The organism is Thiobacillus denitrificans DSM 12475, assembly GCF_000376425.1.
In the GTDB taxonomy this organism is placed as follows: domain Bacteria; phylum Pseudomonadota; class Gammaproteobacteria; order Burkholderiales; family Thiobacillaceae; genus Thiobacillus; species Thiobacillus denitrificans.
Window position 1 is genome coordinate 344,901 of sequence record NZ_AQWL01000004.1, and the last position, 20,964, is coordinate 365,864.

General features: G+C 64.4%; 15 protein-coding genes and 1 pseudogene. 7 read left to right on the plus strand and 9 right to left on the minus strand.

Annotation, left to right across the window (positions count from 1 at the left end):
- Positions 1-6: 6 nt before the first annotated feature.
- From B059_RS0108480 to hemP, 4 genes are all read right to left on the minus strand, one after another.
- A complete protein-coding gene (locus tag B059_RS0108480; RefSeq protein WP_026177399.1) occupies positions 7-2,076 on the minus strand; it encodes a TonB-dependent receptor family protein in 2,070 nt (689 codons plus the stop codon).
- Entirely contained in the window at positions 1,961-2,473 is a 513-nt protein-coding gene (locus B059_RS20300) for a redoxin domain-containing protein (protein WP_018077818.1), read from the minus strand. Before B059_RS20300 ends, B059_RS0108480 begins: the two co-directional genes overlap by 116 nt.
- An 11-nt stretch (positions 2,474-2,484) precedes the next feature.
- Positions 2,485-2,733: a hypothetical protein gene (locus B059_RS0108490; RefSeq protein ID WP_018077819.1), complete on the minus strand. Its 249-nt coding sequence runs from the start codon at positions 2,731-2,733 to the stop codon at positions 2,485-2,487.
- 62 nt (positions 2,734-2,795) lie between these two features.
- Positions 2,796-2,864, minus strand: coding sequence for a hemin uptake protein HemP (gene hemP, locus B059_RS21630; RefSeq protein WP_081601599.1), 69 nt, complete (start codon positions 2,862-2,864; stop codon positions 2,796-2,798).
- Positions 2,865-3,434: 570 nt separating this feature from the next.
- On the opposite strand from hemP, the pseudogene B059_RS18870 reads away from it, so the two are divergent.
- Positions 3,435-3,827 (plus strand): annotated as a pseudogene (locus B059_RS18870) (integrase core domain-containing protein); the annotation flags it as partial.
- On the opposite strand, the gene acs reads toward B059_RS18870, so the two are convergent.
- Positions 3,824-5,791 carry an acetate--CoA ligase gene (gene acs / locus B059_RS0108500; RefSeq protein ID WP_018077821.1) on the minus strand — a complete coding sequence of 656 codons (1,968 nt, stop codon included), beginning with the start codon at positions 5,789-5,791 and terminating at the stop codon, positions 3,824-3,826. The pseudogene B059_RS18870 and the gene acs overlap by 4 nt on opposite strands.
- Positions 5,792-5,859: 68 nt before the next feature.
- On the opposite strand from acs, the gene glnE reads away from it, so the two are divergent.
- The 5 genes from glnE (at position 5,860) to B059_RS0108525 (ending at position 14,125) form a co-directional block, all read left to right on the plus strand.
- Positions 5,860-8,547: a bifunctional [glutamate--ammonia ligase]-adenylyl-L-tyrosine phosphorylase/[glutamate--ammonia-ligase] adenylyltransferase gene (gene glnE, locus B059_RS0108505; RefSeq protein ID WP_018077822.1), complete on the plus strand. Its 2,688-nt coding sequence runs from the start codon at positions 5,860-5,862 to the stop codon at positions 8,545-8,547.
- A gap of 185 nt (positions 8,548-8,732) precedes the next feature.
- On the plus strand, positions 8,733-11,453 hold the full coding sequence (locus B059_RS0108510; protein WP_018077823.1) for a cation-transporting P-type ATPase: 2,721 nt from the start codon (positions 8,733-8,735) through the stop codon (positions 11,451-11,453).
- Positions 11,450-12,346: a universal stress protein gene (locus tag B059_RS0108515; protein WP_018077824.1), complete on the plus strand. Its 897-nt coding sequence runs from the start codon at positions 11,450-11,452 to the stop codon at positions 12,344-12,346. Before B059_RS0108510 ends, B059_RS0108515 begins: the two co-directional genes overlap by 4 nt.
- Before the next feature lie 53 nt (positions 12,347-12,399).
- A complete protein-coding gene (locus B059_RS18875; RefSeq protein WP_018077825.1) occupies positions 12,400-13,476 on the plus strand; it encodes a thioredoxin family protein in 1,077 nt (358 codons plus the stop codon).
- 142 nt (positions 13,477-13,618) lie between these two features.
- Positions 13,619-14,125 carry a MarR family winged helix-turn-helix transcriptional regulator gene (locus B059_RS0108525; RefSeq protein WP_018077826.1) on the plus strand — a complete coding sequence of 169 codons (507 nt, stop codon included), beginning with the start codon at positions 13,619-13,621 and terminating at the stop codon, positions 14,123-14,125.
- An 18-nt stretch (positions 14,126-14,143) separates the two neighbouring features.
- Here the strand turns inward: B059_RS0108525 and B059_RS0108530 are convergent, their stop codons facing one another.
- Genes B059_RS0108530 through B059_RS0108545 form a run of 4 tightly spaced genes read right to left on the minus strand, consistent with a single transcriptional unit; the run spans position 14,144 to position 20,572 of the window.
- Positions 14,144-15,043: a mechanosensitive ion channel family protein gene (locus tag B059_RS0108530; RefSeq protein WP_018077827.1), complete on the minus strand. Its 900-nt coding sequence runs from the start codon at positions 15,041-15,043 to the stop codon at positions 14,144-14,146.
- Positions 15,044-15,055: 12 nt separating this feature from the next.
- Positions 15,056-17,446, minus strand: a complete 2,391-nt coding sequence (locus B059_RS0108535) for a sucrose synthase (RefSeq protein WP_018077828.1) — start codon at positions 17,444-17,446, stop codon at positions 15,056-15,058.
- Positions 17,443-19,605, minus strand: coding sequence for an HAD-IIB family hydrolase (locus B059_RS0108540; protein WP_018077829.1), 2,163 nt, complete (start codon positions 19,603-19,605; stop codon positions 17,443-17,445). The genes B059_RS0108535 and B059_RS0108540 overlap by 4 nt, the downstream gene beginning before the upstream one ends.
- Entirely contained in the window at positions 19,598-20,572 is a 975-nt protein-coding gene (locus B059_RS0108545; protein ID WP_245538757.1) for a carbohydrate kinase family protein, read from the minus strand. Before B059_RS0108545 ends, B059_RS0108540 begins: the two co-directional genes overlap by 8 nt.
- Before the next feature lie 150 nt (positions 20,573-20,722).
- Here B059_RS0108545 and B059_RS0108550 point away from each other — a divergent pair, with 150 nt between their 5' ends.
- Positions 20,723-20,908: a hypothetical protein gene (locus B059_RS0108550; RefSeq protein WP_018077831.1), complete on the plus strand. Its 186-nt coding sequence runs from the start codon at positions 20,723-20,725 to the stop codon at positions 20,906-20,908.
- Positions 20,909-20,964 lie beyond the last annotated feature (56 nt).

Consider the following 20,964-nt stretch of genomic DNA (forward strand, 5'->3'; position numbering starts at 1 on the left):
CTCTCCTTACATGTCCATTTGCAGAGTGAGCAAGGCGGCACGGCCGGGCGCCGGCATGCGGCCCTGGCTGAAGTCGACCCCTCGGAAGTAGTAGTCGCGATCGAACAGGTTGTTGAGCGCGAGCGCGGCCTTCATTTTCGTGCCGCTCCAACGGAAGTCGCGCGTGACCTGCGCGTTCCATACCGAATAGGCCGGGATGCGTCCGACCGAGCCTGTCGCGTTCTCGGCGGCCGTGTTCGCACCGTCGGAGAAGGACGCGCTCTGGTAAAGGCCGTTCAGGTTCCAGTTCCAGCCTCCGCTGCGGTAGTTGCCCTGCAGGTTAAGCTGATGGTGCGGGGCGAGCGGCAGCTCGTTGCCCTCGAACTGGCCCGATCGCTGCTCGGTGTCGACGTAGGTGTAGGCGGTCTTGAATTCGAGTCCGCGTACCGCTGCCGGCCGCCACGCGACTTCGGCCTCGACGCCTTGATGGCGCGCTTCGCCGAGGTTACGGAAGCCCACGGCCTGGCTCACGAATTCGAGCTTGTTGTCGAAGTCGAAGCGGAAGGCCGTGAGGCTCGTATCGACGTTCGCAGTGGGCGCGACGCGGATGCCGGCTTCGTAGTTTTTCGCGCGCTCGGCATCAAGATCGCCGCCGAAAGTGATTTGCGTGAACTGCACGGGCCGCAAGGACTTGTGGTAATTCGCGAACAGGAAGACCGCATCGCTCGCCTGGTAGCCGACGTCGATGCCGGGCAGCCAGTCCTTGGTCGTGTCACGGGTCTCCGCGCCGGTCAGGTTGTTGCGGTAATAAAGGTCGACCTTTTCATGGCGGATGCCGGGGGTGACCTTGAGCTTGTCGTCGAGCAGGGAGAAGGTGTCACTCAGATACGCGGCGACGGCGTCGTTCTCGAAGCGCCAGTCGCGCGTCACAGCGTAGGCGTTGGTTGCCAGTGTGCGCGAGTCGACGACATAGTCGACTTCTTCGCGCATGTAGCGTGCGCCGAGCGAGATTTTTTGCTTGATGCCCGCGTCGATATCGAAGGTGAGCCGCGGCTCACTGCCGTATACCCAGAACTCGCGCGGCGACGACATCTCGTTGGTCGACGGGGTGTCGGCGTTGGTCGAATTGCCGAAGAAGAATTGCCGGTTGCTGCGGTGGGCGAAATTGGCCCAGCTCAATTCCGCGCCGTTGGAGAAATACTGGCTGTAGGTGACGTGTCCGCGCAGCGTGTCGCCGTCGAAGCGGTCGAGCGGGCGAGTCGACTGGTCGCGGTCCTGTTCGTACGACGCCGGCGTCAACGCTCCGGGCAGATCGTTCTCGGTCTTGTAGTACTGCAGGCCGGCGCGGATGTCGGCGCTGTCGGTCAGGAACCAGTCAGCGTCGAGCATCAAGTTCTGGACCGACGTGCTCGAGTGCTCCCGCTCGGCCTCGCCTTCGATGAGATTGGCCTGGGCCTGCAGGCCCAGGCGCTCGCCGACGAAGCCGCCTGCGCGCAGGTAGGTGTCACTGAGCAGATTACCGCTGCTCGCGATCGACAGCGTCTCTTTCGCCGTGAACGCGGGCTTGCGCGGAATGCGCTTGGTCACGAAATTGATCACGCCGCCGACATTGTTCGGACCGTAGTGGACCGCGACGCCGCCGCGTGCGACGTCGATCGCCTCGACCGAATTGAGCGTCAGAGGAAAGAGCGACAGGCCGGTCTGGCCGTAAGGCGCCAGCGTAATCGGCATGCCGTCGACGAGGACCAGCACCTGTTCGCTGCGCAGAGGATTTAGGCCGCGAACACTGATGTTCGGCAGGATGCCGGTGCCGCTTTCATCCAGCACCCGCACGCCGGGCACGTTGCGCAGCGCATCTTCCACGGTGCGCGCCCCGGTTTCGGTCAATTCCTGGGATGTGACCACGCTGCGGGCGCCGGGGTGTTTTTTTGCCGCTTCGGGCGTCGGCGCGCCTAGCCAGTCGACGCTGACCCTCACCTCCTCAAGGGTGTTGGCGGATTCTTTTGGCGCGGGCGCGGACACAGTCTGGGCGTGTGCCTGCGAGACCGAAAAAACGAGCGAGATGGCGCTGGCCAGCGCGGATAATTGGAATTGCATGTTGACGTCTTTCAGGGTTGGGGAAATCGTATTTGGATGCGCGGCAGGTGCCGCATGCTGCGGGGGTGGCGCGGTGGGCCCATGCGACGGATATGCCGGGCGCGGCCGTGCCGACGTAGCGCTGACGCGCGTTGCCGGTTTGCTGTCCGAAATGGATAGTGGGGCGTGCCGAATCGACGCTGGCGCCGAGCAGCACCGCGCCGGAGATATCGAATTCGTGTCCTAGATCCGAGTAGGCACGGATTTCAGTCGGGCAGATGAAGGTGAAATCAAGCGGCCAGAAAAACAGTACCAGCCATTTGCCGCGATAGTGGGCGAGCGAAACCGTTTCGATGCGGCCGTCGGACAGACAGGCCTCACAGCTGACGTCCGGGACGGCATGTCCAATCGATATCATATGAACCACCTTCAGTGGAAGGTGGGTCGGGGGTCAGCGTTGTTCACCTCGGGGGTGCGCAAAACCGCACGCCATTCGAACGACAGGCGCCGGCAGACGTCGGCAAGCTGCGGATTGGACGCGCGGGACTCCATCCAGCGCAGATGCTGCTCGACCCTGCGGACGAGTTTGCGGCAGCCGGTTTTCTGGTAGCGGCGCATCAACCATCGCGTGGCCGCGATGACGGTATCAGGGGTGTCGTTGAAATACGTTGTGGACATGCCAGCCTCCTTGGGCTTGGGTAGCTGGCTGGCGCGTGGGCGCGGGCGGGCGATGCGAGGGGTTATTTAGTCAAAATCAGCTTGCCGTTCTTGGTGATGCGCAGACGGTAGGTTTCGTCCCGATGGATGATCTAGATTTCCTGTCGCTCCTGGAACAGGCGGCCTGTCGGAAATGGGTCCGGCAGATAGGGACGCGCGCATTGGCTCGGCGGCAATACGGTTGAAAGGACGACTGGGATCGGGGGACTGGATTTCATAGGTGCAGGTCCTATATCTAATACGGTAATAATAATGATTCTCAATAATAAATCAAGTGCGGGCGCAAAAAAAAAGCGCGTGACGCGCACGGACAAGCTGCGGGATACCCTAGAAGACTGTCTGTCTTCCCTTTGGGCCACTAAAACCTATCCACACCAACCTCCAGCCGCCTAGGGCCGCTTCCTCCCCATAGGCCGAAACAGCGTCTACCTCTTTCCGCTCTTGATGTAAGACTGTCTCTCCGAGACTTACCTGGCATGCTACTTCGCCAACATTATTGAAACCCTCCCCCACTCGATGGTCGAACGCGCGCATGCCACGCGCGGCAGTGACGCCTGACATCTTGTTAGCCAGATGAATCATTCATCTACGGCCATCCAAGGAGCCCAATCGGGTGAATAGCCATAAGAATGTCAGAACGATCTTTGCAGGCGTAATTGCTGATCGAACGAATCCAGACCATAGGGACCCGTCGTGTGCTCGCGGCCATCGGACGGTCCAGCCTGAAAGCGCTGGAACCCAAGGTGCCGGTGGTGCGTCACGAACGGTCCGCACCGGGCGAAATACTGCACCTGGATACCAAGAGGCTCGGCCGCATCGAGCACAGCTTCACTCGGCTCTACCGCCCGCAAACCAACGGCAAGGCCGAGCGTTTCATTCAGGCATGCTTGCGCGAGTGGGCCTACGCCAGAAGCTATGCTCACAGCGCTGGACGCGCTTCCTGGTTGCCGGCCTTCATCGCTGACTACAACAGCCAGCGCCCTCGCTCGGCGCTCGGTTACAAACCTCCAGCCTCACGCCTCGGCGGGAACAACCTATTGCAACTCAACGGCTAGCTCACTGCTTCCTTCAGTTGCTCCAGGATGGCCGGGTTTTCCAGGGTGGAAATATCCTGGGTGATTTCCTCGCCCTTGGCGATCGTCCGCAGCAGGCGCCGCATGATTTTTCCGGAGCGGGTCTTGGGCAGGTTGTCGCCGAAGCGGATTTCGTCGGGCTTGGCGATCGGGCCGATTTCCTTGCCCACCCACTCGCGCAGTTCGAGCGCGATCTTGCGGGCTTCCTCGCCCATGGGGCGCGCGCCTTTGAGCACCACATACGCCACCACCGCCTCGCCCTTGATGTCGTGCGGGCGGCCCACCACGGCGGCTTCGGCCACGCGCAGGTTGGCCACCAGCGCGGATTCGATTTCCATGGTGCCCAGGCGATGGCCGGACACGTTCAGCAAGTCGTCGACGCGCCCCATGATCCAGAAATAGCCATCGCTGTCGCGGTGCGCCGAGTCGCCGGCAAGATAGGTCCTGCCGCCGAGTTCTTCGGGAAAATACGTCTTCCTGAAGCGTTCGGGGTCGTTCCACAGGGTACGCAGCTGCGAGGGGAAGGGGCGCTGGATCACCAGATAGCCGCCGTGGCCTTTTTCGACCGGCTGGCCGTGCTCGTCGGTGATCGTCGCCATGATGCCGGGCAACGGCAGGGTGCAGGAACCCGGTTTGGTCGGCACGGCGCCTGGCAGCGGGGAGATCATGTGGGCGCCGGTCTCGGTCTGCCACCAGGTGTCGACGACGGGACAGCGGCCGCCGCCGATGACCTGGTGGTACCACATCCAGGCTTCCGGATTGATCGGCTCGCCCACCGTCCCCAGCAGGCGCAGCGACGACAGGTCGAACTTCGCCGGCAATTCGGAACCGAGCTTGATCAGGCTGCGGATCGCGGTCGGCGCGGTGTAGAAGGTGGTGACCTTGTGCTTGGCGATGGTCTCCCAGAAGCGCCCGGCGTGCGGATAGGTCGGGATGCCCTCGAAAATGATCTCGGTCATGCCCAGTGCCAGCGGGCCGTAGGCGACGTAGGTGTGGCCGGTAACCCAGCCGATGTCGGCAGTGCACCAGTAGACATCGGAATCGGGCTTGGCGTCGAATACCCACTGCATCGACAGGATGGCGCCGAGCAGATAGCCGCCGGTCGAATGCTGCACGCCCTTGGGCTTGCCGGTGGAGCCGGAGGTGTAGAGGATGAACAGCGGGTGCTCGGCGGAGACCCATACCGGCTCGCAGGTATCGGCCTGGGTCTGCGTCAGTTCGTGCCACCACAGGTCGCGCGACGACCAGTTCACTTCGCCACCGGAACGGCGGTACACCACCACGCGCTCGACACAGGAGGTGTCGCCCATCGTCAGCGCCTCGTCCACCGCACGCTTCAGCGGCAGCGCCTTGCCGCCGCGCAGCGATTCGTCGGCGGTCACGACCAGCTTGGCCTGCGCATCCTCGATGCGTTCGAACAGGCTCTTGGCGGAAAAGCCGCCGAACACCACCGAATGGATGGCGCCGATACGCGCGCACGCCTGCATCGCCACCACCGCCTCGATGCTCATCGGCATGTAGATGATGACGCGGTCGCCTTTCACCACGCCGAGCGACTTCAGGCCGTTGGCGAACCGGCAGACGCGGGCGTGCAGTTCCTTGTAGGTGGCTTTCGTCACCGCGCCGTCATCGGCCTCGAAAATCAGCGCCGTCTTGTCGCCCCTGGTCGCCAGGTGGCGGTCAAGGCAGTTGTACGAAACATTGAGTTCGCCGTCGCCGAACCACTTGTAGAACGGCGGATTCGATTCGTCGAGTGTGCGGGTGAACGGCGTCTTCCAGTCTATCGTCTGGCGCGCGAGATTGGCCCAGAAGCCTTCGTAATCGGTTGCGGCCTGATTGCACAGCGCCTGATACGCGTCCATGCCGGACACGTTGGCCTGCTTGACGAAAGCGTCCGCGGGCGGGAATACACGGGTTTCGGTCAGAATCGACTCGATGGATGCCATAGGGTCCCTCCACTGATAGAGTGTTTGATAACAGCCAGATTCTAATTCAAAGCGCCCTGATCCAAGCCATGAGCACCCCCGCACTCGACCGCGTCGCCCGCTGTTCCCGCTACGGCCGCCGCCTGCAGGCGGCACAGCCGCAGCTGGCCGACGCTGCGGCCGGACAACTCGGCCACCCCTTCACCCGCGCGGCGATGCAGGCGTTTCTCGCCGAGCCGGCGTGCGTCGACGAAGCCGCCTTGCATCAACGTTTAAGACAGCTGCGCCAGCGAGTGTGGCTGGCCGTCACTGCGCGCGATCTCGCCGGCAGTGCCGACCTCGCCGAAGTCGTCGCCACCTGGAGTGCGCTGGCCGAGGTATGCATCGCCGCCGCACTCGATTTCCACCACACCGCACTCGCCGCGCGCCACGGCGAACCGCGCGACGAACACGGCCAGCCACAGCAGATGGTCGTCGTGGCCATGGGCAAGCTCGGCGGCGGCGAGCTCAACGTGTCGTCCGACATCGACCTCGTCTATCTCTACCCCGAGGAAGGCGACACTGCGGCCGACGATCCCGCCAGCGCGATCAGACCGATCAGCAATCACGAATTCTTCGTTCGCCTGGGCCGCAAGCTGACCGCCGCACTGGGGGAAAACACCGCCGACGGTTACGTGTTCCGCGTCGACCTGCGGCTGCGCCCGTGGGGCGACTCGGGCCCGTTCGCGATGGGCTTCGCCATGCTGGAGGACTATCTGATGGCGCAGGGACGGCCGTGGGAGCGCTACGCCTGGATCAAGGCACGCCCGCTCACCGGCATCCGCCACGACGAGCTGGCCAGCATCGTGCGGCCTTTCGTGTTCCGCAAATACCTCGACTTCGGCGCCTTCGCCGCGATCCGCGACCTGCACGTGCAGATCCGCCGCGAGGTCGCGCGCCGCGAGATGGCGCACGACGTCAAGCTGGGGCCGGGCGGCATCCGCGAAATCGAGTTCACCGCGCAGGTGTTCCAGCTCATCCGCGGCGGTCAGATCGCCGCCCTGCAGCAGCGTCCGACGCTGACGGTGCTGGGCCAACTGGTGAAGAACGGACTGATGACCGCCGAGGCGCAGCAGGAGCTCGCCGCTGCCTACGACTTCCTGCGCCAGCTTGAGCACCGCATCCAGTACCTCGACGACGCGCAGACCCAGCTGCTGCCGGACGACGCCGAGTCGCAGGCGATGCTCGCCGAGGCGATGGGTTTCCCCGGCTATACGGCCCTGCTGGTGGCGCTCGACCGCCACCGCAACAAGGTCACGCGCCATTTCGAGCAAGTGTTCGCCGCACCGCAAACCGACCAGAACAGTCATCCGCTCACCGTCGTCTGCTGCGGCACGGCGGATGCCGCCGCCACCCACGCACTGCTGGAAAATGCCGGTTACGGCGATCCCGAGCGGGTACTCTCCAGCCTCGACACGCTGCGCCAGAATACCGCGCGGCTGGCCGAATCGACGCAGCTCATCCTCAACGCGCTGCTGCCGCCCGCGCTGGAAATCATCGGCAGCCAGCGCGATCCGCAGGCCACGCTGGACCGCTTTGCCGCATTGGTGCAGGCCATTGCACGCCGCTCCACCTATCTCGCGCTGCTGGCCGAATACCCGGCAGCCTTGCGCCAGTTGGTACGCCTGCTGGCGGCGAGCCCATGGGCGGCACAGATGATCACGCAGCAGCCGCAATTGCTGGACGAGCTGATCGCGCCGCAACACCTGATGAGCATACCCGACTGGGCGCAGCTGGCCGCCCAGTTGCATGACGAGCTCGATGCGCACCCCGGCGACACCGAAGCGCAGATGGATGCGCTGCGCCGCTTCAAGCAGGTGCAGACGCTGCGCCTGCTGGCGCAGGACGTCGCCGGCCGGCTGACGCTGGAAGCGCTGTCGGATCATCTGTCGTACCTCGCCGACACGCTGCTCGCAGAAACCCTGGCGCGCTGCTGGGCCGGCCTGAAAACGCGCCATCGCGACACCCCGCGCTTCGCCGTCATCGGCTACGGCAAACTTGGCGGCAAGGAGCTTGGCTATGCGTCCGACCTCGACATCGTGTTCCTCTACGACGATACCGACGAGCGCGCGCAGGAAACCTACGCGCGCCTGGCGCAGCGCATCAACACCTGGCTCGGCACCCTCACCTCGACGGGGATCCTGTATGAAACCGACTTGCGCCTGCGCCCCGATGGCGCGTCGGGACTGCTGGTCAGCTCGACCGAAGCCTTCCGCGACTATCAGCTGCACCACGCATGGGTGTGGGAACACCAGGCGCTGACCCGCGCCCGCTTCGTCTGCGGCGATGCGACGATCGGCGCGGCCTTCGAGGCCCTGCGCCGCGAGATCCTGCGCCTGCCGCGCGATGCCGCCAAACTGCGCGAGGAGGTGCTGGCAATGCGCGAGAAGATGCGCGCCGGCCACGTCAACGACAGCGAGCTATTCGACCTCAAGCACGACAGCGGTGGCATCGTCGATGCCGAATTCTGCGTGCAGTACCTGGTACTGCGGCATTGCGCCACGCACCCCGAACTCGCCGACAATGCCGGCAACATTGCGCTCCTGCAACGTGCGGGCACAGCCGGCCTGATCCCCGCCGACACCGCGCAGGCCGCCGCCGACGCCTATCGCGAACTGCGCCGCCAGCAGCATGCGATCAAGCTTTCCGGTGCCGAGTACGCCCGGGTGCCGCCAGCCGCGGTGGAAAACGTGCGCGATGTGGTACGGGCCTTGTGGAATACGGTGCTGGGAAACTGAATTTCCCGCGGCGATCGGACATTTTCCGCACTGGCACGCTGACAGCCCCGCACTTGGCGCCTCCCGCCTCGAACGCCGTTGCGAACCAGTCCGTCCGCGCAAGCGGGAAAAAAGCAGCGCCTGTCCGTCCGGGCCGGTGGGGTGTGCCAGAATTCCAGGGTCGCCAACCCAACCGGAGCCCCTGTTTGCTCGCCAACGAACATCCGCCACGCTGGCACAGCCTCGGTGTCGACGACACGCTGACCCGGCTGGATGCGCAGATCACAGGCCTCACCCCGGACGCCGTCGAGCAGCGGCGCGCGCAGTTCGGCGCCAACCGCCTGCCGCAACCCGCCCGCACGCCGGCATGGAAACGCTTCCTGCTGCAGTTTCACAACGTCCTCATCTACGTGTTGCTGACCGCCGGTGCCATCACCGCGCTGCTCGGTCACACGCTCGATTCCGGAGTGATCATCGGCGTGGTGGCGATCAACGCACTGATCGGTTTCATCCAGGAAGGCCGCGCCGAGCAGGCCCTCGATGCCATCCGCGACCTGCTGTCGCCGCACGCCATCGTCACCCGTGCCGGTGAGCGCCAGGAAATCGACGCCGAGGAACTGGTGCCGGGCGATATCGTGCACCTGGCTTCCGGCGACCGCGTGCCTGCCGACCTGCGGTTGATCGATGTCAGGAACCTGCGCGTCATGGAGGCTGCGCTGACCGGCGAATCGCTGGCGGTCGACAAGCGGACGGACGCCGTCGCCGCCGAGGCCGCGCTCGGCGATCGCGACAGCATGGCGTGGTCGGGCACGCTGGTCACCTATGGCCAGGCCGCAGGCGTGGTGGTCGCCACCGGCGTTGCCACCGAACTGGGCCGCATTAGCACCCTGCTGGCGGCGGTCGAGCCGCTCACCACGCCGCTTCTCAAGCAGATGGCGGATTTCGGCCGCGGACTGGCGACGGCGATCCTCGTCCTGGCGGGTTTCATGTTCGGCTTCGGCGTATGGATACGCGATTACGCCGCAAGCGAGATGTTTCTCGCCGCCGTCGGCCTTGCCGTGGCGGCGATCCCGGAGGGACTGCCGGCGATCGTGACCATCACGCTCGCCATCGGCGTCACCCGCATGGCGCGCCGCCACGCCATCATCCGTCGCCTGCCGGCAGTGGAAACACTGGGTGCGGTCACGGTCATCTGCTCGGACAAGACCGGCACGCTGACGAAGAACGAAATGACCGTGCAGCTGGCCATCGGCGGCGACGGCCTCTACGCCGTATCGGGCAGCGGCTATGCGCCGGCGGGTGGCTTCAGCCGCGACGGCACGCACGTGGCGCCCGAATCGCAGCCGCTGCTGCAGGAACTCGCCCGCGCCGCACTGCTCTGCAACGATGCCGACCTGCGCGAAACCGGCGAAGGCTGGCAGCTGACCGGCGACCCCACCGAAGGCGCGCTGCTGACTCTGGCACTGAAAGCCGGGCTTGAACTGCGCCAGAGCCGCGAGGCGCTGCCGCGCGTCGATGTCATTCCGTTCGAATCCGAACACCGCTTCATGGCCACGCTCAACCACGATCACGAGGGGCGCGGCTTCATCTATCTCAAAGGCGCGCCGGAGCGGGTGCTGGCCTTGTGCACGTCGCAGCGCAGCGGCGACGGCGACACCCCGCTCGACCCCGAGGCGTGGCATGCGCGCATGTACGACGCGGCTGCGCAGGGGATGCGCCTGCTGGCACTGGCGGTGCGCCGCGGCGATGCCGGAACGGCACTCAGTTTCGACGACATCGCGGCCGGCGGCTTCACCCTGCTGGCAGTGCTGGGCCTGACCGACCCGCCGCGCGAGGAGGCTATCCGCGCGGTCGCCACCTGTCGCGCGGCCGGCATCCGGGTGAAGATGATCACCGGCGACCATGTCGCCACCGCGCAGGCGATCGGCGGCCAGCTCGGCCTGGATGAATCCGTGCAGGCGATGACCGGCGCCGAAATCGAAGCCCTCGACGACACCCGCCTGCGCGAGGTGGTGGGCGAGATCAACGTCTTTGCGCGCGCCAGCCCGGAGCACAAGCTGCGGCTGATCAAGGCCCTGCAGCGCCGGGGTGAAATCACCGCCATGACCGGCGACGGCGTCAACGACGCGCCGGCGCTCAAGCGTGCCGACATCGGCGTGGCAATGGGCAGGAAAGGCACCGAGGCGGCCAAGGAGGCGGCGGAGATGGTGCTCGCCGATGACAATTTCGCCTCGATCGCCCATGCCGTCGAGGAAGGCCGCACGGTATACGGCAACCTGAAGAAGGCACTGGTTTTCATCCTGCCGACCAACCTGGCGCAGGCCGGCATGGTGCTCATCGCCATTCTGCTCGGGCTGACCCTGCCGATCACTCCGGTGCAGATCCTGTGGGTGAACATGGTCAGCGCGGTGACGCTCGCGCTCGCCATCGCCTTCGAACGCCCCGAGCCGAACGTCATGCGCGAGCCGCCGCGCGACCCCGGCGAGCCGCTGCTGACGCGCTTCATGCTGTGGCGTATCGTCTTCGTTATGGTGCTCCTGGTGGCCGGCTCGTTCGGCCTCTACCTGTGGGAGCTCGAGCGCGGCATGCCGCTCGAGGTCGCGCGCACCGCTGCGGTCAATGCCCTGGTGATGGGCGAGATCTTCTATTTGTTCAACTGCCGTCACCTCACCGCGCCGGTCATCGGCTGGTCAGGCTTCGTCGGCAACCGGGCGGTGCTGGTCGCGATCGGCGTGCTGGCCGTGCTGCAGGGACTGTTTACCTTCCTGCCGCTGCTGCAGTCGCTGTTCGCCACCGCCGCGCTCGATGTCTCGACCTGGGTGCGGGTGTTCCTGTTCGGTGTCTTCGTCTACGGTCTGGTCGAGATCGAGAAGGCCTGGATCCGCGCCCATTCGCCACGCCCTTTCCCTACCAAGGAGATACCATGACTTCATCCCGCACCCTGCTCGCCGCCACCGATTTTTCGGCACCCGCCCGGCATGCAATGGAACGGGCGGCACTGCTTGCGAAGGCGCACCCGGACACCCTGCTGATCCTGGCACATGTCGTCAGCAGCTCCGCTCTCGACAGCCTGCGACGCCTGATCGGCCAGGGCGCCACCGCGCTGGAGGCCCGCCTGCTGGAACACGCGGAGCGCACCCTGAACGAACAGGCGGAACATCTGGCGGCCGGCCATCCGTGCGCGATCGACGCCGTGCTGACGCAAGGCTCGGCGCAGACCGCTCTCGTCAGGCTCGCCGAAGAACGCCACGCCGATTTGCTGGTAATGGGTGCGCGCGGCATGCATTTCGTGCGCGAACGTCTGCTCGGTTCGACCACCGAACGCGCGCTGCGCACATCGCGCCGCCCCCTGCTCGCGGTCAAACAGCGCCCGCACTCCCCGTATCGGCGCATCCTCGCGCCGGTCGATTTCTCCGATCATGCCGCCGTCGCCATCAACGCCGCCCATGCCTGGCTGCCCGATGCCGACTTTGTGCTGCTGCATGCGTTCGAAGTGGAAATGGAAAGCACTTTCCGCCTCGCCGGCATGGACGACAGCCAGATTCATCAATACCGGATTCAGGCACGCAGCGCGGCGCAGGCTGAAATGGAAGCCTTCATCGGCAAGCTGCGCGTGCCGGCCAGCCAACTGTCGCGCCAGTTCGTTCACGGTGCGGCCACGCTGCGGATTCTTGAGCAGGAGCAGACCACCGACGCCGACTTGATCGTCATGGGCAAGCACGGCCGCTCGGTCATGGAAGAACTGCTGCTCGGCAGCGTCACCAAGCACGTGCTGGCCCATTCCAGCAGCGATGTCTTCATTGCCGGCCAGCCTGCCTGATCCCCTGCTACGATAGGCGTCGGCATTACAGATGACGAGGGATGGAAACCGCCATGACAATCCGCTATCTGCCAGCCTTGCTCGGGTTGCTCGCCGCATTCTCGCTGCACGCCGCCGAGCCGGCTGCGTCGGCCAGGATGGGCACTTACTACGGCGCCAGGACGACCGAGTATCCCGCCTGGTTCAAGAACAGCTTCCTGCAGCTGAAGGAGGATATCGACGAGGCGCGCATCCACCGCAAGCGCGTCATCCTGATGTTCACCCAGGACGGCTGCCCGTATTGCTCGGCGCTGGTGGAGCGCAATCTGTCGCAGCGCGAGATCGAGTCCACGATGAAGGAAAAATTCGACGTGATCGCGGTCAATATCTGGGGCGACCGCGAAGTCGTGGGGCTGGACGGCAAGCGCTACACGGAAAAAACCTACAGCGCGGCGCAGAAAATCCAGTTCACCCCCAGCCTGCTGTTTTTCGACGAAGCCGGCAAGACCGTCCTGCGCCTCAATGGCTACGTACCGCCGGCACGCCTGCAGGCCGCGCTCGACTGGGTCGGCGGGCGCCATGAAAACAAGGTCGCCTTCCGCGACTTCGTCGCCGCGCGCGAGGTGCCGAAGCAGGCCTCCGGCGACATGATCAAGCAGGATTTATTCCTGCAAAACGCCACCGACCTGCGGCGCCGCGGCAAAGCGGCCCGGCCGCTCGCGGTGTTCTTCGAGCAGAAGGACTGCCCCGACTGCGAGGTATTGCACCGCCGCGTGCTGGCCGACCCGGAAACCCGCGCCGTGATCGCGAAGTTCGACAACGTGCAGCTCGACATGTGGTCGCGCGAGACCATCACCACGCCGCAAGGCAAGCGCATGCCGGTGCGCGACTGGGTGCGTCAGCTCGGCGTCAACTATGCGCCCGGCATCGTCCTGTTCGACTCCGCCGGGCAGGAGGTCATCCGCTGGGAATCGTCCTTCCGTGTGTTCCATACCCTGGGTATGTTCGACTATCTGGTATCCGGTGCCTACCGCAAGGAACCCAGCTTCCAGCGTTTTCTCGCCGCCAAGACCGAGCACATCCGCGAAGCCGGGCGGGACGTGAACATCTGGCGCTACGCCGACGAGCCGGTCGCGGCGCCCCCGCAATAACCCGTACGCACAGGTCCCGCTGCCCCGACCGGCGATCTGCGCGGTCGAAACCCAGCCTGCGCGCCGCAACGGGCCAGCGAGATTCCCATGCCCCTGCCCGTCGCTCCCGGGGCAACGGACGCGGCGGCCTGAAATATCTGCGATGATTACCGTTTTGACGCATCGGAGAGCGCATCTTGAGCCCCCCCCCAACGCCGCCAACGAAGCCCTGCGCCAGTTTCGCGTCATTTTCGGCGCGGTGCGCCAGCATGTTCAGGCGGTGGAAAAAGCCTGCGGCGTCAGCGGCGCGCAGATCTGGGCGCTGGCCGCGCTGCACCAGACCCCGGGCATGAAAGTGTCGGAACTGGCGCAGGCCCTGTCGATCCACGTCTCCACCGCCAGCAACCTGCTCGACAAGGTCGAAAAGGCCGGCCTGATCCGGCGCGAGCGCAAGCACACCGACCAGCGCGTGGTCCAGCTCTATCTCACCGCCGCGGGGGAAAAGGCGCTCAAACGGGCGCCGCAGCCATTGACCGGCATCCTCACGCACGCACTCGGCCAGTTGCCGGAGGATGCACTGACGCGCCTGAACCAGGATCTGGCCGTGCTGATCGCCCACATGGGCGCAATCAATATCCGGGACGCGCAGAAACCGCTGTCGGAACACTGATGAGCGCAAACAATCCGATCAGGCCGTCCTGCGCTCGATGACCAAGGGCAGGGGCGCGGCGTGTCCCTGTTTGTCCTGCCCGGCATACACGGTCAGGCACGGGTAGGGAATCTCGATGCCGGCGGCGCCGAACGCCTTTTTCAGGCGGTACAGATAGGCGCGCCGCACGCCCCACTGTTCCAGCGGCATCACCTTGAAGCGGCAGCGGATCACCACGGCGGAATCGGCCCACTGGTCGACACCGGCAATTTCCAGGTCTTCGACGATCTTTCCGGCCATTTCGGGGTCGGCACGCAATTCAGCGGCCACTTCCCGCATCGCCTCGTAGACGACATCGACCTCTTCCCGGTATGCCACGCCCACGTCGATCACCGCGTAGGCGAAACCCCGGCTGCGGTTCGTCACGGTGTCCACCGTGCCGTTCGGAATGTAATGCACGCTGCCCTCGTAATCGCGCAGACGGATATAGCGTAGCGTCATCTCTTCGACCAGCCCTCCCTTGCCCGAAACTTCGACGACGTCGCCCTCGCGCACCTGGTTTTCCAGCAGCAGGAAAAAACCCGTGAAGTAGTCCTTGACCAGGCTTTGCGCCCCGAATCCGATGGCAATGCCGAGTACCCCCGCCGTGGCGAGGATGGGTGCGATGGAAATGCCGAGCTCGGAAAGAACGAGCATGCTGCCCACCAGAATAATGATCACGGTGGCGACGTAACGGAATACGCGTTCCAGCGTGTTGAGCCGCTTGACGCGTTCGAGATCGCCGACATCCTCCTGCATGTGCCTGCGTAGTTGCCCCAGCAGCTTGCGCATCACCCGCAACGCCAGCCAGGTCAGCCCCAGGATGATGGCGACATGCGCCGTGACTACCGCGAGATCGCGCCATTCGCCGAGATAGCGGCTCAGGTTCAGGGATTCCATGGGAAACGCCTTTCAGTGTCCGCCTACGGCGCGCGCCAGCGGGCGGAATTGCAGGTGATGGAACAGCTGCAGGTAGCGACCGGCTTCTTCGCGCTCCAGGTTGCTGACGAACTTCCAGAAGCCGTAGATGCGCGACAAGGTCATCATGCGTTCGGCATACAGCTTCCAGGTGTAGCGCGCTGCCACGCGTGCCAGCGCAGCGTCCGAAATGCGCTGCCAGCGGGCCGGCTCGCTCGCGCACTGCTGCAGGAAATCGGCAATAGCTTCGGCGGCGGCGGCGCCATCGTTGGGATCGATGTGGAATCCGGACTTGCCGTGTTCGATGATCTCGAGCGGCCCGCCGTAGCGGGTGGCGAAAACCGGCAGCCCCGAAGCCATCGCCTCGATCAGGGTGAGGCCGAAGGCCTCGAACAGCGCAGGCTGGACGAATACGCCACGGCGGTCGGCGACATGGCGATAGAACTCGCCCGCCAGATTCTTGTCGAGCCGGGCGCCCAGCCAGCGCATCCGTCCGTCCAGCCGGTACTGGTCCATCAGCGCATGCAGGCGCTCGATCTCCGCCCGTTCCTCCTCGTCTCCGGAGGCAGACGCATCGATGTGGCCACCGATCACCACCAGGTTGGCCGACTCGGCCAGGCGCTCGCAGGCACCGAACCATTCGGTCAGCCCGGACAGATTCTTGATGCGATCGAGCCGCGCCATGGTGAAGATCAGCGGCTTGTCGGGATCGTCGAGCTGTCCTCGATGCGGCACCCCGGGATCGGGCGCATAGAGCAGGCGTTCGATCTCGGGTATCAGCGAATGCATGCGTCGCGTCGTATCGCTATAGGGAAAATAGGTGCCGGCATCGGCGCCCGGCGAAACGATGTTGAACTTGGGATCGAACAGGTCGATGCCGTCAAGCACCCGGTACAGCCCCGGCAGGGTGAACGCACGATAACTCTCGTACTGGCCGATGCTGTGCGCGGTGCCGGCAATCTCCTGATAGGTGCTGGTGATGATGAAGTCTGCGTGATTCATTCCGATCAGATCGGCGGTGTACTGGCAGGCGAAGTGATAGACCGGATCGTTGGCTTCCCAGTACAGTGCCGAGTGCAGGTATTTGGTCTGTTCCAGCGCATGGGCGATGTTGCACTGGGTCACGCCCAGCCGCGCAGACAGCAGGCTCGCCACCAGGTTGCCGTCGGAATAGTTGCCGATGATGAGGTCGGGCCGTCCGCCGAGCCTTGCCAGCGTCTCGCGCTCGACATGGGTCGCGAACGTTTCCAGATAGGGCCAGATCTCGAAGCGCGAAATCCACTCCCGCACGATCTCGCCGTTGGGATGATGGAACGGCACGCGAACAATCCAGGCATGGTCGGTACCCTGAATCTTTTCCAGCGGCTGATTGCAGGTGGTGCCGTCGGCGTCGGGAATCAGCCGGGTGGCCACGATGATGTGCGGATCGACCTGCACCCCCTGGATCGCCATGCGATCGCGCATCTCGTGTTCCAGCGCGCGCACCTGGTCGAGAATGTAGACCACCTGGCCGCCCGTGTCGGGGCGCCCCAGCACGTTGTCCTGACCGAAGTAGCCATGCGGCGACAGGATCAGCAGACGCGAAATCATCGGAATGCGCGCAAGAAAGGCCTCCAGCACGGCGGGCGATGGCGCCTCCAGAATGTCGACCAGCATCTCCATGGTTTCGCGCGTCCGCGCCGCCGTGGCACCCCAGCCGGGCTCGAATCCCAACCTGCCGAGCATTGCCGCCAACGCGGTCCACGGCATCTCGGGGTCGAGCGCTTCGAGCTGCCGCAGCGCTTCGCGCAACGCATCCTGCAACTGCGACACGTCGCCGATGTGCGGCGCAAGCATCAGCTGCTGGCCGTCGATCTTGTGCATGCGCAGAAAGTTCACGAGCCTGGTCTGCCCCACGTCGGGGCGGGTGAACATCCTGCTCGCCAGTGCCCGGTTGAGATGCAGCACACCCTGTCCGATCGAGCGCGTTTCCTGCAGCCGCGGCACATGGCGGCCAAACGGCTCGAAGTCGATTTCCAGCGTGCTGTCGCCGTCACCCACCGGCCTCACCAGCTGTTCCTTGAAGGCGAGAAATTCGCTCACCGATACGCGCTCCGGCACGAGCTGTTCCTGATGCATGCGCAGATAACGCCAGCGACCGGCGCCCTCGCGCAGCGCGAAATAGGCCCATGGCGTCTGGAACACGCCTTCCTGGAAATGCCGCACCGCCTGCTGCAGGGGGGTGCCGTCGAGCGGCGGGCTGGCGGGGTCGGCAGCCAGGGCGTCGAGCACCTGGCAGAGGTCGCTTTGCAGCATCAGCACCCGGTTTTCAGCAAAGCATCGACGCAGGTAGGCATCCACCGGATCACGGTGCTCTGCCGTCCAGGTTTTCAGCTCATCGATCATGCGGCCTCCTTGTGGCTGTCGGGCCTCGGCGCACATACCAGTCCATAGTGCGCCATGCCCTCGAGGATGCCTGACGCACAGGGCGTCGAGGCGAAATACACCTGATCCATCCCGCGCAGCTTGTCCAGCTCGGCACTGTGATTGGATACCACCACCGCCTGGGTATCGCCGAGGAGCATTTCCAGGTCGTTGCCCGAATCGCCCGCCACCAGAAATGCGTTCATCGGCAATCCCCATTTATAGGCCAGATAGCGAATGGCCTGGCCTTTGGACGCACGGATAGGCAGAACGTCGAGATAGGCCTGATGCGAATAAACCAGATTGGCGTGCAGGCGGACCTGGCGCAGTCGTCTGTCGATTTCACGCAGGCTGGGCATGGCTTGCGGGTCCGCATTGAAGCTCAGTTTGAATTCACTTTGCTGGTCGTCCGATTGCAGCGTCAGCCCGGGCATGTCCTCGAACAAGGCAGCCAACGCATCGCGTCGCCACAGGTGCTGGATATGGCGCTGCCAGCCTGCATCGGGCCGAATATCGGGGCCGTAATGGATTTCACTCCCGACTGCGGTAATCAGCACATCGGGGAGCGGCACCCGCGCCTGTCGCAGCACCTCGAGTGCACCCGGCAAATGGCGTCCGGTGGCTACCCCGAAGCCAAAGTCGCGCGGCCGCTCGCGCAGTACGCGGACCAGCGTGGCGAGTCCTGCGCGGTCACCGATCAACGTATTGTCGATGTCGCTCACCAGCATGCGCTGCACGTACGGCATCGGGTTAGCCGCCGGACGCTGCATCACCCGTTCGCGCCGGACCTGCTTGCGGGTGCGGTGGACCACGTGATCGACCGCCTTCAGATATTTGGCGACATGGGCATCCCAGGTGTAGTTGTGCGCCACGCCGCTGATGCCGCGCCGCGCATAGCGCTGCCAGGTGCGCGGGTCCGACATCGCGGCGAGCAATCCCCTTGCGATATCGGCAGAATCGAGTGGATCGACCAGCACGCCGTTTTCGCAATGCGCAAGGATGTCGCGTGGTCCGCCGTCGTGGGTGGCCACCACCGGCAGACCACTCGCCGCCGCCTCGATCAGGGTCAGGCCGAACGGTTCGGTCAATGCCGGGTTGACGAACACGCCGCGCCGTTGCGCTGCCAGCCGGTACAACGCGGGAATGTCATCCGGCTGATGTTGCTTCGGCAGCGCGACGCTGCCCCACAGGTCGTAGCGGTCGATGTCGAGCAGCAGATCCTTCAACACCTCAGCCTGTGCCTCGTCCATGCTGCGAATATCCTCGCGGTTGCCGGCGATGATGGCGAGGTTGGTACGTTCACGCAGTTCGGGTGATTCGCCGAAGGCGGCGACCAGGCGATTGAGGTTCTTGCGTATTTCGGGCCGGCAGATGGCGAGGACGAGGGGTTTTTTCGGCTGCGTCAAGAAGCGGTCGACCAGCGCTGGCACGTGCGGTGGTATCGGGTCACGGCCAGGTGGCGCAAAACGTGACGTATCGGTCCCGGGCGGAATCACCACCATGCGTGCGGGCTGATGGTTGTTGTACAGGCCATACTGCTCGCTGCTCTCCTGTGCGGTGCTGGTGACCACCAGCGCGGCGTGCGCCAGTACCGCCTCTTCGGCAGCGATGCGACGCACGAAATTGAACTGGCGGTCGATCGACTGTTCGCGGCGACCATTGTCGAGCAGGCGTTGGCGTTTGCAGCGCCCCAGCGAATGCCCGGTGTGCACCAGCGGAATACCTAACAGCTGCGACAGATGCACGCCGACGTAGCCGGCGTCCGCGTAATGGCTGTGGATGACGTCGGGCAGGCGCGGCTGCTGACGCAGATAATTCAGGGTGTGATCGACCAGCTGGTCGAGGTGATTCCAGAGACTTTCCTTGCGCAGGTAACGTCGCGGACCGCACGGCAGCCGCACCAGTCTGGCACGTTCGCTCAGCGGCTCAATGGGAACGGCATAGTCAGTGGATACGGCCGGGTCGTCGACCAGGCGGGTCAGCACGTCGACCTGTTCGACGCGCGGATGCCGTCCAAGCGATTTCGCCAGTTCGATCACGTACAAGGTCTGGCCACCGGTGTCGGCATCCCGCCCCAGCTCCAGATCGTGTCCGCGCATCAGGCCGTGCACACTCACCATCAACACATACAAATCATGCACTTGCTCTCTCCGATTCGAGTTTCCATTCATGAATGAACGGAACGTAGAAATCCTGCGACGGCGGCACTGCGCCCCGAATCTGGCAAAGCGCACGGGCAAAGGCATCGGCACGCGCCAGCCGCAGTCCCAGTGGCCAGCGACGCAACATGCCGAGGATGAAGACGGCAGCGAATCCGTCTCCCGCTCCTACTGTGTCGACCACGTTCGCCAGTGGCGTCCCCCTCACCGACTCGATGCGACCGGCGCCGTCTAGTGTCCAGGCTCCGTCCGCGCCGCGAGTCACCACCACCCGCTGCAAGTCGAAACCCGATACCAGCACGGCGGCCCGAGCCTGCAGGGCGGCGCCGTCGAGCGAGAAGAGATCGGCAATACGGACCAGTTCATCTTCGTTGAGCTTGACGACGCTGGCCTGTTGCAGCGACCAGCGCAACGTGTCGGCATCCACCCAGGGATCGCGCAGATTGACATCCAGAAACGCATGGGCATCAACTGCGCTGAGCAGGGCATGCAGGGCGCGGCGGGAATGGCTACGTTGAGAAAGCGTACCGAAATAGACCAGCTGCGGATGTGAGGACAAACCCACCATCCTTGCCAGACTGGCGTGTATGTGGTCGTAGGCCTGATCCGACAGGATGTCGAATGCATGACCGTTCCCGGTCTCGGTCACCTTGACCCGCCCGGTCGGGTGGGCCGGATCGCGTTGGACGCCGCGCAGGTCGAGGCCGCGTTCGATCATCGCCCGCTGCAGCTGCTCGCCCAGCGCATCCTTGCCCGACCGCGTCACCAAAATCGGGTGCGCCCCCAGCGCACCGAGATGGCACGCCACATTGAACGGCGCCCCCCCCAGCACATTGCGATCGCGAAACTGGTCGACCAGGGTTTCGCCAAAGGCAATCACGGTCTGATCAGCCGAACGAATAACGTCGTCGGACGCGCGCATTGCGGTCATTTCACCCGGCGTAATCATGTTTGGCCCCTACAAATAATATATTTCACAATAGTTTTAGTTGGCACCCTGGCCAACCGAAGACTCCTGGTTGGATCGGATCGTGTAAACCAGCCTGAAAATCACGCCGCACGGGATGCCCGGTCGACGCGTGCTGGCGAAGAAGCAGAAATGCGGCACACGCACCGCACGATGATGCGCATTGACCGGACTGCCGAGGGCGGGATGAATTGCGTGGACATATTTTTATATTTGCACAAAACTATTTTGCCGCGCAAGCTCGGGCGGGAAAACGGCTATTCGCATGAAGGCTGTCTCAACTTCTGGACGGCCCGGATGAGAAAAAATGGGATCTGAAAATATAACCACTAAAAATCATATGGTTACATTTGAGCGTTTATAAAAACGCGCTT

What these genes read in the sequence shown, in the direction of transcription:
- B059_RS0108480 (WP_026177399.1), bottom strand. Translation starts at nt 2,076, where the DNA reads ATGCAATTCCAATTATCCGCGCTGGCCAGCGCCATCTCGCTCGTTTTT.
- B059_RS20300 (WP_018077818.1), bottom strand. Translation starts at nt 2,473, where the DNA reads ATGATATCGATTGGACATGCCGTCCCGGACGTCAGCTGTGAGGCCTGT.
- B059_RS0108490 (WP_018077819.1), bottom strand. Translation starts at nt 2,733, where the DNA reads ATGTCCACAACGTATTTCAACGACACCCCTGATACCGTCATCGCGGCC.
- acs (WP_018077821.1), bottom strand. Translation starts at nt 5,791, where the DNA reads ATGGCATCCATCGAGTCGATTCTGACCGAAACCCGTGTATTCCCGCCC.
- glnE (WP_018077822.1), top strand. Translation starts at nt 5,860, where the DNA reads ATGAGCACCCCCGCACTCGACCGCGTCGCCCGCTGTTCCCGCTACGGC.
- B059_RS0108515 (WP_018077824.1), top strand. Translation starts at nt 11,450, where the DNA reads ATGACTTCATCCCGCACCCTGCTCGCCGCCACCGATTTTTCGGCACCC.
- B059_RS18875 (WP_018077825.1), top strand. Translation starts at nt 12,400, where the DNA reads ATGACAATCCGCTATCTGCCAGCCTTGCTCGGGTTGCTCGCCGCATTC.
- B059_RS0108525 (WP_018077826.1), top strand. Translation starts at nt 13,619, where the DNA reads ATGATTACCGTTTTGACGCATCGGAGAGCGCATCTTGAGCCCCCCCCC.
- B059_RS0108530 (WP_018077827.1), bottom strand. Translation starts at nt 15,043, where the DNA reads ATGGAATCCCTGAACCTGAGCCGCTATCTCGGCGAATGGCGCGATCTC.
- B059_RS0108535 (WP_018077828.1), bottom strand. Translation starts at nt 17,446, where the DNA reads ATGATCGATGAGCTGAAAACCTGGACGGCAGAGCACCGTGATCCGGTG.
- B059_RS0108545 (WP_245538757.1), bottom strand. Translation starts at nt 20,572, where the DNA reads ATGATTACGCCGGGTGAAATGACCGCAATGCGCGCGTCCGACGACGTT.
- B059_RS0108550 (WP_018077831.1), top strand. Translation starts at nt 20,723, where the DNA reads ATGCGGCACACGCACCGCACGATGATGCGCATTGACCGGACTGCCGAG.